This is a genomic window from Paludisphaera mucosa (assembly GCF_029589435.1).
In the GTDB taxonomy this organism is placed as follows: domain Bacteria; phylum Planctomycetota; class Planctomycetia; order Isosphaerales; family Isosphaeraceae; genus Paludisphaera; species Paludisphaera mucosa.
In genome coordinates, this window is sequence record NZ_JARRAG010000001.1 from 2225420 (window position 1) to 2238862 (window position 13443).

The window sequence follows — 13443 nt, forward strand, 5'->3', positions numbered from 1 at the left end:
CACCTCATCAGGAAGCATCCATGCCCAAGCAGACCGTCCGCGACCTCGACGTGAAGGGGAAAAAAGTCCTCGTCCGCGTCGACTTCAACGTGCCCCAGACCAAGGACGGCGAGGTCGCCGACGACCGCCGGATCCGCTCGGCCCTGCCGACGCTCCAGGACGTCCTCGACCGCGGCGGCTCGCTGATCCTCATCACCCACCTGGGCCGCCCCAAGGGCGACCCGGCGACCGACGCCCCGTTCAAGCTCGACAAGGTCGCCGCCAAGCTCCAGGAGCTTCTCGGCAAGCCCGTCGAGAAGGCCGACGACACCGTCGGCCCCAGCGCCCAGAAGCTGGCCGCCGCGCTCAAGCCGGGCGGCGTGCTCGTGCTGGAGAACGTGCGGTTCAACAAGGGCGAGAAGAAGGGCGACCCCGAGTTCGCCAAGGCCCTCGCCGGCCTGGGCGACGCCTACGTCAACGACGCCTTCGGCACCTGCCACCGCGACGAGGCCTCGATGGTCGCCGTCCCCGAGCAGTTCGCCCCCGAGAAGCGGGCGATCGGCTTCCTCGTCGAGAAGGAACTCAAGATCCTCGACACCCTCCTCAAGAACCCCAAGCACCCCTACGTCGCGGTGATGGGCGGGGCCAAGGTGTCCGACAAGATCCTCGTGATCGAGAGCCTGCTGAAGGAGGTCGACAAGCTCCTCGTCGGCGGCGCGATGACCTACACCTTTTTGAAGGCTCAGGGGATCGAGATCGGCAAGAGCCGCGTCGAGCTGGACAAGCTGGACGTGGCCAAGAAGCTGCTCGACACGGCCGGCGGCAAGATCGTCCTGCCCGTCGACCACCTCATCGCCGACAAGCCCGAGGCCGGCGCCGAGGTGAAGGTCGCCGACGGCGCGGCCATCCCCGAAGGCTGGTTCGGCATGGACATCGGCCCCAAGACGATCGCCGAGTATTCGAAGATCGTCCGCGAGGCCGGCACCGTCGTGTGGAACGGCCCGATGGGCATGTTCGAGGTCGAGGCTTTCGCCAAGGGGACGCGCGCGGTCGCCGAGGCCATGGCCGAGTCGTCGGGCGTCACCGCCGTCGGCGGCGGCGAGTCGGCCGAGTCCGTCGAGAAGTTCGGCTACGCCGAGAAGGTCAGCCACGTCTCGACCGGCGGCGGCGCCTTCCTCGAGTCGCTCGAGGGCAAGCAGTTCAACTCGATCAAGGTCATCCCCGACCGTTGATCACCGTTGAGTGCTCGACGGCCGGACGCCTCGGGTTTTCCGCGGCGTCCGGCGTTCGGGACGACTCGATCAGGGCGTGACGTGGGTGGTCGGCGCGGTCACGACCGTCGGCGGGGCGCCGACGAAGATCTGCTTGACCTCGCCGACGAAGCCCACCGGGACGCCGACGAAGGTCGCCGCCGCGGCCTTGACGATCCGGTTGTCGCCGGAGTTCTCCCAGTATTCCCGGGGCTTGGCGAACAGCGGGTGGCGGTCGACGACCGTCTCCTGCCGCGCCGCCGGGGCGTCGAGATAGGCCTTGTCCTCGGCGTCGAGCCCGGACAGGGCCGGCTCGCCGCCGACCGCGCTGCGCCGACCGCCGCTGTGGCAACCGGAGATCGCCAGCACCGCCGTCGCGAGCGTCAGAAACGCGAAAACCCTAAGCCTGCTCATGGTCCTCGATCCTCACGTCGATCCGACGCGGAAGGGGAGACGATTCCATGTTCCATCATGGATCTGCTGAAGCATACCCGACGGAATCGCGGCCGGTCGGCGGTCAACGGCTCAAGGGGAGTCCGAATGTGACGCACCAGTACGGCGTGCCGTTTTTGTCGGTCGCGTAGCCCAGGCCGATCTGAGTGAATCCGCCCAGGATGTTCTTGCGGTGGGGCGGGCTGGTCAGCCACCCTCGCACGACCAGCTCCGGCGAGTAGTGGCCGTAGGCGATATTCTCGCCGCAGCGGCGATAGTCGTAGCCCCGGTCCCGAATGCGTTCGGCGACCGAGGATCCGTCGGCCCCGGTGTGGGTCATCTTGCGACGCTCGGCCATCTCCTCGGCGTGCGCCTGGGCGGCCTCCTGGAGGACCCGGCTGATCGCCAGGCGTCCTCGTTTCTTCTCGGCCCGGGCCTCGTTGTGCAATTTCAGCAGCGACTCGCGGACCGCGTCCAGGTCCAGCTCGCCGGGGGCGTCGGGCTTCGGCCAGGGCCGCGCCTCGTCGGGGCCGGCCAGGGGCTTCGGCCAGATCGAGATCGAGACGCATCCCGGCGCGAGCGCGACCGCCAGCGCCGCGAGGGCGGCGACGATCCGACGGGTCGATCGGGTCGTGACGAAGGTCATGATCGAGACGTCCCCACGGCGTCCGGATCCCGCGCGACGCAGACGCACGGGCGTCCTCCGACGTATCATACCCAGGAGTCGATCGGCCCCGCCCCGCGACCTTCGTGAAACTCCCGCCCAAACCATGCCCCGCGAACCGCTCTGCATCGCCCTGGACCTCGAAACCACCGGGCTCGACCCCGCCTCCGACCGCGTGGTCGAGATCGGGGCCCTGGTCTTCGACGCCGACGGGCTCGTCGTCGAGACCTTCGAACGCCTGATCAATCCCGGCCGCCCGATCGCGGCGGCCGCCCGGGCGATCAACGGCATCCTCGACTCGGATCTCGCCGAGGCCCCTCCCGCCGCCGACGTCCTCCCCGACTTCGTCCACCTCCTCGGCCGCACACCCGACGCCCCCCTGCTCGCCCACAACGCCGCGTTCGACGCCGGCTTCCTCGGCATGGAGCTGACCCGCGCCGGAATGGCGATCCCCGACCGGCCGGTCCTCGACACGCTCCCCCTGGCCCGCGCCGCGTTGCCGGAACTGCGGAGCCACCGGCTGGACCTGCTCGTGGCGCATTTCGGGATCGCCCCGCAGGCCCGGCATCGCGCCCTGAGCGACGCGGCGGCCGTGATGGACCTCTGGCTGCGGCTCGACGGCCCGGCGGCCGACGATGTCGCGCGGGTCTCGTACCCCATCCACGACGGCTCGCGACCGGTGCGGCCGCCGATCGGCTGGGAGCGGCTGGACGAAGCCCTCGGCCGGGGCCGGCCCGTCCGCATCGCCTACGACGGCGGCACCCGCGGCGACGTCCCGCGGATCATCACGCCCAGGAGCTTCGCCCACCGCGGGGGCGTCGCCTACGTCGTGGCGACCTGCCACATCGACTCGGTCGAGAAATCCTTCCGGCTGGATCGCATCCGGACGTACGAGGTCCTCGAAGGGCCCGGAGCCCGGCCATGACCCGACTCCTCGTCAGCGTGCGATCGGCCGAGGAAGCCCGCCGCGCCCTCGCCGGCGGCGCGTCGATCATCGACGTCAAGGAGCCGGCGAACGGCCCGCTCGGCCGGGCCTCGTTCCCGACCTGGCGCGAGGTCCGCGAGGTCGTCCCCGACGAAGTTCCCCTGAGCGTCGCCCTGGGCGAACTCCCCGAGTGGATCGAACGCCGGCCCGCGTTCCCCGGGGACGCCTTCGAAGGTCTCACCTACGTGAAGCTCGGCCTGGCGGGCGCCGGGCCCGGATGGCGAGACGCCTGGGCCGATCTGCGGGCGAGCCTGCCGACGCGGTCCAGCCGCTGGATCGCGGTGGTCTACACGGACTGGAAGGCGGCGGGCGCCCCGAGACCCGAGGACGTCCTCGACGCCATGGGCAGGGACTTCGCCGGCGTCCTGTTCGACACGTGGGACAAGTCCCGACCCGCGCCGATATGGAGCGAGGAGCTGAACGAGCTGGCCGACGAGATCGGCAAGTCGGGCATGCTCCTGGCCATCGCCGGCGGCCTCACGGCGGAATCCCTCGACAGCTTCCGCGTGCTCCGCCCCGACGTCCTCGCCGTCCGCGGCGCCGCCTGCGAGGCCGGCGACCGGATGCGCGACGTCGATCAGCGACGGGTCGCGGAACTCGTCCGAATCACTCTCCCAACGGCCTCCCCTCCTCGCGAGGGATGAGGTGGGGGGAATCCGGATCAACGTCACCCGATGAGCGGCCTCGTCTTTGCTCCTCCCGGCGAAAGAAGGGTGTTGCGGGCCGAAATCAGCCGACGTCGAAGCGGACACCCTGCGCGAGCGGCAGGTCGGTCCCGTAGTTGATGGTGCAGGTCTGCCGCCGCATGTAGGCTTTCCACGAGTCGGAGCCGGCCTCGCGGCCGCCGCCGGTCGCCTTCTCGCCGCCGAAGGCCCCGCCGATCTCGGCGCCCGAGGTGCCGATGTTGACGTTGGCGATGCCGCAGTCGGAGCCCTCGGGCGAGAGGAACCGCTCGGCCTCCATCAGGTCGCGGGTGAAGATCGCCGAGGTCAGGCCCTGCTCGACCTCGTTCTGGATCGCGATCGCCTCGCCGATCTCGCGGTAGGGGATCGCGTAGAGGATCGGCGCGAAGGTCTCCTCGGCGACGACCGCCATGCCGGGCTTCGCGCGCACCAGGGCCGGCTCGACGAAGCAGCCGGGACGGTCCAGCCGCCGGCCGCCGGCGACGACCTCGCCCCCCTGCTCCACCGCGCGGCGGAGTGCGGACTGCATGGCCTCGACGGCCGGCTCGTGGATCAGGGGGCCGACGAGGACGCCGTCGTCCCAGGGGTTGCCGATCGGCAGCGTCGCATAGGCCTTGGCGAGCCGACCGACGACCGTCTCGTAGAGCGATTCGTGGACGATCAGGCGACGGGCCGACGTACAGCGCTGGCCGGCGGTCCCCACGGCGGCGAAGGCGATCCCGCGGACCGCCATGTCCAGGTCGGCGCTCGGGGCGACGATCACGGCGTTGTTGCCGCCCAGCTCCAGGATCGTCCGGCCCAGCCGACGGCCGACGACCTCGGCGACGTGATAGCCCAGGCGGCAGCTCCCCGTGGCCGAGATCAGGGGCAGGCGCGCGTCGTTGAGCATCGGCTCGCCGACGTCCTCGATCGAGCCCAGGCAGAGATTGAAGACGCCGGGGAAGCCCTCCTGCTCGGCGACCCTCGCGACGATCTTCTGGACGGCCACGGCGGTCAGCGGGGCCAGCGGAGAGGGCTTCCAGATGATCGCGTCGCCGCAGACGGCCGCGACCATCGCGTTCCAGGCCCAGACGGCCGCCGGGAAGTTGAACGCGGTGATGACGCCGATCGGCCCGAGCGGGTGCCACTGTTCCATCATCCGGTGGCGGGGCCGCTCGCTGGCGATCGTCAGGCCGTAAAGCTGGCGCGAGAGGCCGACGGAGAAGTCGGCCATGTCGATCATCTCCTGGACCTCGCCCTCGCCCTCGGAGCGGATCTTGCCCGTCTCCGCGGTGATGAGCAGGCCCAGGTCGGCCTTATGCTTGCGCAACTCCTCGCCGATCTTGCGGACGACCTCGCCGCGGCGGGGCCCGGGCGTCATCCGCCAATTCGCGAAGGCGGCGGCGGCCTGCCCGACGACCTCGTCGTACACGGCCCGGCTCGCGAGCTTAACCCGCCCCAGGGGCCGGCCGTCGGCGGGGTTCAGGGAGGCGATCTCCTCGCCTCCGGGGTCCTCGATCCAGCGGACGTGGCAGGCGCCCGACTCGACCGGGCCCACGCCCAGCCGCTTCAGGAGGTCTTCGAACATCATGCGGCTCCCGTCGATCTTGCAGGCTCGGCGAATCCCGATCCATTCTACTGCGGAGGGTCCATTTCGGGGATAAGATCGGAGGGACGAACCGTCCTCACTCGACCGAGAAGGCCTCTCCGTGTCCCACCGCCGCCTCGCCCCGTTCCGCCGCCGTCGCGACCGATACCGCCAGCGGACCTTCCGCTTCGTCGAGCGCGGCGAGCGGCTTTCACGCCGGTTCAAGCTCGTCATCGCCGGCCTCACCGCCTGCCTGCTGGCGGGCCTGCTCGTCGGCACGTCGACGGGACGCTACGCGGCCTCGTGGACGTTCGCAAAGCTCCACCGAGGAGTCGCCACGCTCACGGGCGACGTCGCCGGCCGCGATTGGATCGACGCCGACTGGCGACGCCGGCGGCTGTTCGACATGGACCAGGCCCGGGGCAAGCTCCGCTCGGCCTACGACCAGTACGACCCCAAGCTGAAACGCCTGCTCGACGAGGCGGGGCTCGACCCCGACCACGCCCTCCTGAGGTGGGGGAACTTCGACAAGGCGCTGCTGCTCCCCGCGACGGTCTTCGAGGCCGACGACACGGGCCGCTCGTACCGGTTCCGGCCGAACACGCGTTCGATCTGGGTGCGGAACCTCAAGAGCAAGGGGGGCGTGTTGGCGTACTTCCCGATCCCGGATACGCCCGCCCTGCGGGAACTCGCCGAGGCCGCCGGCGCGGTGGTCGTCCGCGAGTCGGTCCAGAACACGAACTCGTGGGGCGTGCGGGGCGGCGAGCCGGACCTGGACGCCTCGCTCCGCGGGATCGTCCTGGGCGACTCCTACATGCAGGGCCTGTTCGTCGGGGACGACCAGACGCCCCCCGCGTGTCTGGAGCGAGTCCTGGCCGATCGCTTCAAGACGAGTGTGGAGGTCCTCAACACGGGCCACCTGGGCTACTCGCCCGAGCAGGAGTATTTCACCCTGCTGGAATACGCCGACCGCTTCCGGCCGCAGTTCGTCATCCTGAGCCTGTTCGCCAACGACTTCGGCGACCTGTTCGAGGTCCTCGACGGCCGCGCCGACTGGGAAGAGAACCGCCACTGGATCGGGAAGATCGCCGCCTTCTGCCGGGCCCGCGACATCCCCTGCCTGGCCGTCCCCGCCCCCTGGGTCAACCACGTCGAAGGCCCGCGCAAGACGGCGCATTACCCCGGCCGGATCCCCGACATCCTGGGCGACGACGGCCCGACCTACTACGACCCGATGGAGGACTTCATCGAAGCCGAAGACCGCGAGAGGATCCGACGCCTGGCCGCCGGCGAGCCCACCACCCCGAGCCCCCTCTTCAACGGCAAGCTCGGCGACGGCCACTTCTCGCCCCTGGGCTGCCAGGTCTGGGCGGACGCCGTGGGGCGGCGGCTGGCGCGTCTGCTGGAGATTCAGACACGGCAGACGGGCGGGAGGCCTACTCCCCGATGATCTTCACGAGCACCCGCTTCGGGCGTCGGCCGTCGAACTCGCCGTAGAAGATCTGCTCCCAGGGGCCGAAGTCGAGCTTGCCCTCGGTGATCGCGACGACGACCTCGCGGCCCATGATCTGCCTTTTCATATGGGCGTCGGCATTGTCCTCGCCGGTCCGATTATGTTTGTAGCGGGACGGCGAGGCGTCGAACGGGGCGAGGGCTTCGAGCCAGGCCTTGTAGTCCTCGTGCAGGCCCGGTTCGTCGTCGTTGATGAAGACCGACGCCGTGATGTGCATGGCGTTGACCAGGACGAGCCCCTCGCGGACGCCGCTCTTGCGGACGAGCGACTCGACCTCGCCGGTGATGTTCAAGAAGCCCATGCGGACGGGGAGGTTGAACGTCAGGTGCTCGGTCAGCGACTTCATGGTGGTTTCCGCAGGGAGGCGGGGGGAGGACGGGGACGACCTCCTTGTCGTCCACCGACGCGGCCTCGGGCAAGGAACGCCGCGCCGATCCTCTTCTCCTGAACGCGAGGTCGAGCCCGGATTCAGGCGGAGAGGGCCGTACTCTGGTGCGCATCGAAGATGATGAAACCGCCTCGCCCAGGATTGCAAAGTCTGCGCCCGACGCGGGGTCGTTTTCGAATGGGCCGGCCGGCTTCCGCGGCCCTTCGCCATTCAGGTTGATCGGGTTCGCCTCGGGGCGCTCCAGGCGCGACGGGTCGACGATCGGGGCCGCACCTGGCGTTCGATCTCGGGATGCGATCGGTCGTGGCGACTCGGAGGACGAGTCTGAAAATGCCCGCCGGACCGCCCCCGTGTCAAGATTGCAGCGGAGGCCGCCGGCAGCCACCTGATGAACGTCTCGACAGGATGCCCGCCGGTAAATTCGCACCTGTGAAGGCGTTGTGAATTTGCAAGAAAGTCGAACGGAATGAAGAATCTCGGATCAACGGGTCCGCGCGACCGGCGAGGTCGACGGCCGACGCCCGGCCGCCCGCACGGAGGGGGATCCGGCGGGCGGCGGCGGGGGTCGGCTTCGGAGTCAGGCGATCGGGAAATCGCGGGTGATGGCCTTCGCGATCTCCATGTAGATCGGGATTCCGATCGTGACGTTGTAGGAGAACGTCAGGCCCAGCGAAGCGGCGAGCGGCAGCGTCGGGCTGGCCTCGGGGATCGCCAGCCGCTGGACGGCGGGGACGGCGATGTACGACGCCGAGCCGCAGAGCACCGAGAACAGGACGTACGTCCCGAGCTGGAAGTGGGTCCCCGTCATCCAGGCGAAGGTGTGGATGATGATGATGCCCAGGGTGGCGAACAGGTTGGGGGCCAGCAGGCCGAAGGCCACGTAATTCCAACCGGCCGTCTTGAGGTCCTTCAGCTTGCGGCTCGCCGTCATGCCCATCTCGAGCAGGAAGAGGCAGAGTACGCCCTGGAACAGGGTGACGAAGAAGCTGTCGTCGGCGCGGGTGACTTCGGGCCCCTGCAGGCCGCTGATGAAGCCGATCGTGATGCCGCCGAACAGCAGGTAGAGGCCGGTGTTCAGGAAGACCTCGTGCATCAGCTTGGCGTCGAGGAAGCCCTTCTTCTTGCCGTTGCCGCCGTTCAGGTGGACCCGCTCCATCTTCTCCAGGGACATCTCGGCCTCGTCCTGGACGGCCGTCGCGTGGCCGTTGCCGTGGCCGTGCTCGTCCACCGTCGAGACGAGGGGCTTGGCGTCGGGGTCGTAGCCGGCCTCGAAGGGCATGTTGCCGAGCGCGTCCATGCCCTGGGCCCGGTAGCGGGCCACGAGGAAGAGGGCGACGAGGCAGCCGGGGATTTCCATGATCGCCAGCATGACCGGCATGTAGGCGTCGAAGGCGACGTGGGCCGTCCCCAGCACGCCCAGCGCGGTGACGAACGTGCCGGCGGAGTCCGAGCCGTAGTAGCCGGCGACGGTGGCCTGGTCGACCCGCCGCATCCGGGTGGTGGCCCGAAGGATGATGAAGGCGAGGATCCCCATGATCGTGTTGGCGAGGAACCCGACCCCCATGAAGCCGATGATCGTCTTGATCGAGCCCGGGTTCAGGTGCGCCAGCTCTTCGCCGCCGTGCCAGCCGATGGCGATCAGCAGGTAGATCGTCAGCGCCTGGTACATGACGTAGGGGAACTCGAACTGCACGCGGAGGATCGGCACGAGGAAGCCGAGGTAGAAGAACAGCAGCAGCGGCTTGAACAGGTTGTGCCGGAAGTTGTGCCAGAACTCGTGCAACATGTTCGAGAAAGTCGGCGCCGGAGCTTCGGTCGGCTTGTCCTCGACCGTGATCCGCGAGGCCGTGATCGAGTCGGCCACCACGATCGTCGTCCCCACCTTCAGGTCGCGGACCGGATGGGACGAGCCGTCCGCCTGCCGGAGCGTCGTGGCCCGGGTGAAGTTGACCACGACGTCGCGCTGAGAGGCCTCGTCGTGGACCACCATCCGGTTGTTGTCGATGTCGATCGACTTGATCGGCCCGTGCAGCTCTTCGGCCCGCGTCGGCCGGGCGATCGCGAGCGCCGCGACGGACAGGGCGACGATCGCCGCGACGCGATGGGGGCGATTCGAACTCATCGGATCATTCTCCTGCGAGCATAGAGGGCGTGGGAGGCTTCGGCCGCCGCGTCATGGGGCGGCGAACACGCTCGGGGATGGGACGCCGGCGAGGCTGGGCGCACGCGGCCTCCCCCGCGAGGCGAGAGCGGGCGACAAATGTCGGCGAACCTGCGGCGCGTTCCTGCCCGGCTCCGTCGTTCCACCGATCGGGGTCATGCCTGCGACGGCCTTGCGGCGTCGGGCGAGGGGTTGGTCCGGGAGAGGACGGGAGGCGAGGACCGATGGCCCGGGCGGGCGAGTGTGTCCTTCAACACCGCATGGGGGCGGTCGGCGGCGACGTCCGAAGCGCGGCGGCGACGATCCCGGGCGCGACCGGCCGCGGTCGCGGCGTGCGCGGAAGCCCGCGAACGCCGTCGGGGCCCGGGCCGTAGGCGACCGGGTCCTCGCTGTCGTCCTCGTTCTTCTCGCGCTCCAGAAACTCGTCGATCGACCGGCTCGGCGCGGGGCCCGGGTCGGGGCCGGGGTTGGACGCGCAGACGAGATCCCCGGCGATCGCGCCGCACGGGCCGTGGAGCGACGAGGCGGCCGTCTCGGAGGGCGGCCCCCCTTGCCACGCCAGGAGTGCGAAGACGAGCAGCAGGGTGTCTCTCATGGCTCCGGAGGGACGGGGGAAGGGGACGCCGAACCAGGCTTCCAGGGCGAAGCCAAGGCCGACTCGATTAAATACTCTTATAAATCGGCCGCGTTAGTCTAGGCGGATCTTCATGGAAGGATCAACTCGCCGCCGGGGGCCGACTCCCCCCGGCCGAATACGACGCGATCGGTGCCGCTTCGGGCTTGGTTTATTTCCGGCTTCGGATTAAGATCCCGTCGTCTCGGCCCCGAGATGCGGACTCCACGCTCCCAGGAACGCCGCCTGAACCGTCACGGAGGACGGGATGAGACTACTCGCGCTTGTGGATTCGCCGGACCATGTCTGCTGCCGATACCGGATCCGCGCGTTCGAGCCGGCCCTCCGCGACGCCGGTTGGTCGCTGACCTGCGAGCCCCTGGAACGCGCCCTCCTGCCCCGCCTTCGGCAGCTGCGGGCGGTCGCGGGCTACGACGCGGTCGTCCTCCAGCGCAAGCTGCTGCCGGCCTGGGAGCTGTCCCTGCTCCGCAGGAACGCCCGCCACCTGGCGTTCGACTTCGACGACGCCGTGCTGCATCGCGATTCCTACGACCGGCGGGGCGCCGCCTCGTCACGCCGCGCGGCCCGGTTCGCCCGGACCGTCCGGGCGGCCGACGTCGTCCTCGCCGGCAACGACTATCTGGCCGACTGCGCCCTCCGCGCCGGGGCCTCGGCCGAGACGGTCCGCACCATTCCGACCTGCGTCGACCCCGGTCGCTACTCCGTCAAGGCGGCCGGGCCGTCCCACGACGGGCCGCCGGAACTCGTCTGGATCGGCTCGTCGAGCACCTTGAAGGGGATCGAGGCGCGACGGCCGCTCTGGGAGCGGCTGGGCCGCGCGATCCCCGGGCTCAGGCTCCGCGTGATCTGCGATCGATTCCCGAAGTTCGAGAACCTGGAAGTCGTCGCCACGCCCTGGAGCGAGGCCGCCGAGGCCGAGGACCTGGCCCGGGGCGACGTGGGCGTCGGTTTGATGCCCGACGACGACTGGAGCCGGGGCAAGTGCGGCCTGAAGATCCTCCAGTACCAGGCGGCGGGCCTGCCCGTGATCGCCAACCCGGTCGGCTCGCACGTCGAGATGATCGAGCCCGGCGCGACCGGCCACCTGGCGACGACGGACGACGAATGGCTGGCGGCCGTCCGGGCCTCGGCCGACGCCGGCGCCCGCGCCCGGATGGGCCGCGAGGCGCGCCGCCGCGTGGAGTCGCACTACTCGGTCGCCGCCTGGGGGGCCGCGTTCGCGGCCTCCGCGACGGGGATCGACGGCCCGCCCGGCGGGCGCCGCGAGCCGCCCGCGGAGGGGGCCTTCGGCCTCGCCTTCGCCCCGCACGTCACCCGGCAGAGGGCCCGAGCCGTCGGCAGCCCGCACGCGACGGCCGCCCCTCCCCGCGCGTCGCGGCGGGGCCGACATGGATCGGAATAGGCTCATGACCGCAACGCTTCCCAGCATCCGGGCGAGGACGGCGGACGGCCGCATGTTCAAGCCCCCCGACTGGACCTTCGTGCAGGCCGGCGACGTCGGCTGGTGGCTCGAAGGCCGCTGGCGCGACGTCCTCATCGACGGCGAGGGCCTGCGGCTGGAGCAGTGGCGGGCCGAGGGCCGCGTCCAGACGATCAAGTCGGGCCCCCACCGCGTCGTCTACCGGGTGCAGCTCCCGGGCTCGGCGATCTACATCAAGCACTACCTCGTGCCGGACCGCCGGGCCAAGTACCGCCAGTGGTTCCGCCGCGGCAAGGGCCGCAACGAGGGCCGGCGCTCCCAGCGGCTGGCCTCGATCGGCCTCCCCACGATCGTCCCCATCGCCCTCGGCGAGCGGCGGCGGCGCGGGTTCCTCTTCGACAATTTCCTGATCACCCGCGAGATCCCGGAGGCGGTCCCCCTCGACGAATACGTCGAACGCGACCTGCCCGCCCTCGACGAGCCCCGTCGCTCGCGGCTGCGCCGGAGCCTGGCCGCGGCCCTCGGCGCGCTGACGGCGAAGCTGCACAACGCGGGGCTCCAGCACATCGACTTCCATCCCGGCAACATCATGGTCCGGCTCGGTCCCGACGACGAGCCGCAGCTCACGATGATCGACCTGGACGCCCTGCGGACGGTCCGGCGGCCGACCTGGGCGAAGGCGCGCCGCAACCTCGCGCTGCTCGACCATTACTTCTGGACACGGAGCAGCCGCGTGGACCGCCGCCGCTTCCTCAAGGCCTACCTGGCGGCCCGCGACGGCGCGCCCGATTCCGTCCGCGACTTCGCCCAGGGCGTCGAGGCGTGCACCCGACGCTGGGCGGAGCGGCTCTGGCGACGCTGGGGCAAGCGCTGTCGGTCGACGAACAAGTATTTCGAGGTCTTCAAGTCCGTCAACGCCCTGTGCATCGCCTCGCGCGACCTGGACCCTTCGGAGATCGCCCCCCTGCTGGTCGACCCCGACGCCCTCTTCAACGACCCGGACGCGAAGCTCATCAAGGATTCGCGGACGACCCGGCTCATCGAGACGACGATGATCGTCGACGGCCGGCCGACGGCCGTGGTCTACAAGCGGTTCAACCGCAAGAAGTGGATCGACCCGGTGCTCTCGATCTTCCGGCCGTCGCGCGCCTGGAGGTCGTGGCAGGCCGGGCAGCATCTGCTGTCGCGAGGCGTGCCGACGCCCAAGAACCTGGCGTTCGTGGCCCGCCGCCGCAAGCCCTGGTTCTCGCCCTTCCAGGGGGTCCTGCCCCACGAGACCTACCTCGCCACCGTCAAGCAGCAGAACGCGACGACCCTGGCCGAGCACGTCTTCCAGGTGCTCCCGGCGCTCCAGGGCGAGGCCCTCAAGGCCGAGGTCGACCGCCTGACGTCGGCGCTGGCGGCGCTCGTCCGGTTGCTCCACGACCGCTCGCTCTCGCACCGCGACCTGAAGGCGTCGAACATCCTGGTCCGCCTCGACGCCCCGCCGCGCGAGGACCTGCTGACGCTGATCGACCTGGTCGGCGTGCGGCTCAAGGGCCCCTTGCCGATGAATCGCCGCATCCAGAACCTCGCCAGGCTCAGCGTCAGCCTCGCCGACGCCCCCGGGCGGACGCGGACGACGTCGCTGCGCTTCCTGCGGGCCTACCTCCCGCAGCGGCTCTCGCGGTCGGGCGAGTGGAAGGCGCTCTGGCGGGCGATCGACGCCGCGACCCACACCAAGAAGGCCCGTAACCACCGCCGCGGGCGCCCCCTATCCTGATCGGC

12 protein-coding genes are annotated in these 13443 nt (G+C 70.2%); 6 read left to right on the forward strand and 6 right to left on the reverse strand.

Translation table 11 applies throughout. The annotated features are described in order from the left end of the window. Nucleotides 1-20 precede the first annotated feature (20 nt). Entirely contained in the window at nt 21-1211 is a 1191-nt protein-coding gene (locus PZE19_RS08915) for a phosphoglycerate kinase (RefSeq protein ID WP_277860236.1), read from the forward strand. Between the two features lie 69 nt (nt 1212-1280). Here the strand turns inward: PZE19_RS08915 and PZE19_RS08920 are convergent, their stop codons facing one another. Together PZE19_RS08920 and PZE19_RS08925 are read right to left on the reverse strand one after the other, a co-directional pair. After that, nucleotides 1281-1643, reverse strand: a complete 363-nt coding sequence (locus tag PZE19_RS08920) for a hypothetical protein (protein ID WP_277860237.1) — start codon at nt 1641-1643, stop codon at nt 1281-1283. A gap of 103 nt (nt 1644-1746) precedes the next feature. Further along, entirely contained in the window at nt 1747-2307 is a 561-nt protein-coding gene (locus PZE19_RS08925) for a CAP domain-containing protein (RefSeq protein ID WP_277860238.1), read from the reverse strand. 124 nt (nt 2308-2431) lie between these two features. Between PZE19_RS08925 and PZE19_RS08930 the strand changes: the two genes are divergently transcribed. Next, the gene (locus PZE19_RS08930; protein ID WP_277860239.1) at nt 2432-3250 is read left to right on the forward strand and encodes an exonuclease domain-containing protein; all 819 of its coding nucleotides are present in this window, start codon (nt 2432-2434) and stop codon (nt 3248-3250) included. Then, nucleotides 3247-3954 carry a (5-formylfuran-3-yl)methyl phosphate synthase gene (locus PZE19_RS08935; RefSeq protein WP_277860240.1) on the forward strand — a complete coding sequence of 236 codons (708 nt, stop codon included), beginning with the start codon at nt 3247-3249 and terminating at the stop codon, nt 3952-3954. Before PZE19_RS08930 ends, PZE19_RS08935 begins: the two co-directional genes overlap by 4 nt. 85 nt (nt 3955-4039) lie before the next feature. Here the strand turns inward: PZE19_RS08935 and amaB are convergent, their stop codons facing one another. Continuing rightward, nucleotides 4040-5560, reverse strand: a complete 1521-nt coding sequence (gene amaB, locus PZE19_RS08940; RefSeq protein WP_277860241.1) for an L-piperidine-6-carboxylate dehydrogenase — start codon at nt 5558-5560, stop codon at nt 4040-4042. A gap of 121 nt (nt 5561-5681) precedes the next feature. Here amaB and PZE19_RS08945 point away from each other — a divergent pair, with 121 nt between their 5' ends. Beyond that, a complete protein-coding gene (locus PZE19_RS08945; RefSeq protein ID WP_277860242.1) occupies nt 5682-7010 on the forward strand; it encodes an SGNH/GDSL hydrolase family protein in 1329 nt (442 codons plus the stop codon). Here the strand turns inward: PZE19_RS08945 and PZE19_RS08950 are convergent. The 3 genes from PZE19_RS08950 to PZE19_RS08960 form a co-directional block, all read right to left on the reverse strand. Continuing rightward, the gene (locus PZE19_RS08950) at nt 6997-7419 is read right to left on the reverse strand and encodes a secondary thiamine-phosphate synthase enzyme YjbQ (protein ID WP_277860243.1); all 423 of its coding nucleotides are present in this window, start codon (nt 7417-7419) and stop codon (nt 6997-6999) included. The two genes, PZE19_RS08945 and PZE19_RS08950, sit on opposite strands and share 14 nt — an antisense overlap. A 619-nt stretch (nt 7420-8038) precedes the next feature. After that, the gene (locus tag PZE19_RS08955) at nt 8039-9247 is read right to left on the reverse strand and encodes a sodium-dependent bicarbonate transport family permease (RefSeq protein WP_368411283.1); all 1209 of its coding nucleotides are present in this window, start codon (nt 9245-9247) and stop codon (nt 8039-8041) included. A 625-nt stretch (nt 9248-9872) separates the two neighbouring features. Continuing rightward, the gene (locus tag PZE19_RS08960; protein ID WP_277860245.1) at nt 9873-10217 is read right to left on the reverse strand and encodes a hypothetical protein; all 345 of its coding nucleotides are present in this window, start codon (nt 10215-10217) and stop codon (nt 9873-9875) included. 286 nt (nt 10218-10503) lie between these two features. On the opposite strand from PZE19_RS08960, the gene PZE19_RS08965 reads away from it, so the two are divergent. Beyond that, a complete protein-coding gene (locus tag PZE19_RS08965) occupies nt 10504-11658 on the forward strand; it encodes a glycosyltransferase family 4 protein (protein ID WP_277860246.1) in 1155 nt (384 codons plus the stop codon). 4 nt (nt 11659-11662) lie between these two features. Next, a complete protein-coding gene (locus tag PZE19_RS08970; protein WP_277860247.1) occupies nt 11663-13438 on the forward strand; it encodes a lipopolysaccharide kinase InaA family protein in 1776 nt (591 codons plus the stop codon). Nucleotides 13439-13443 lie beyond the last annotated feature (5 nt).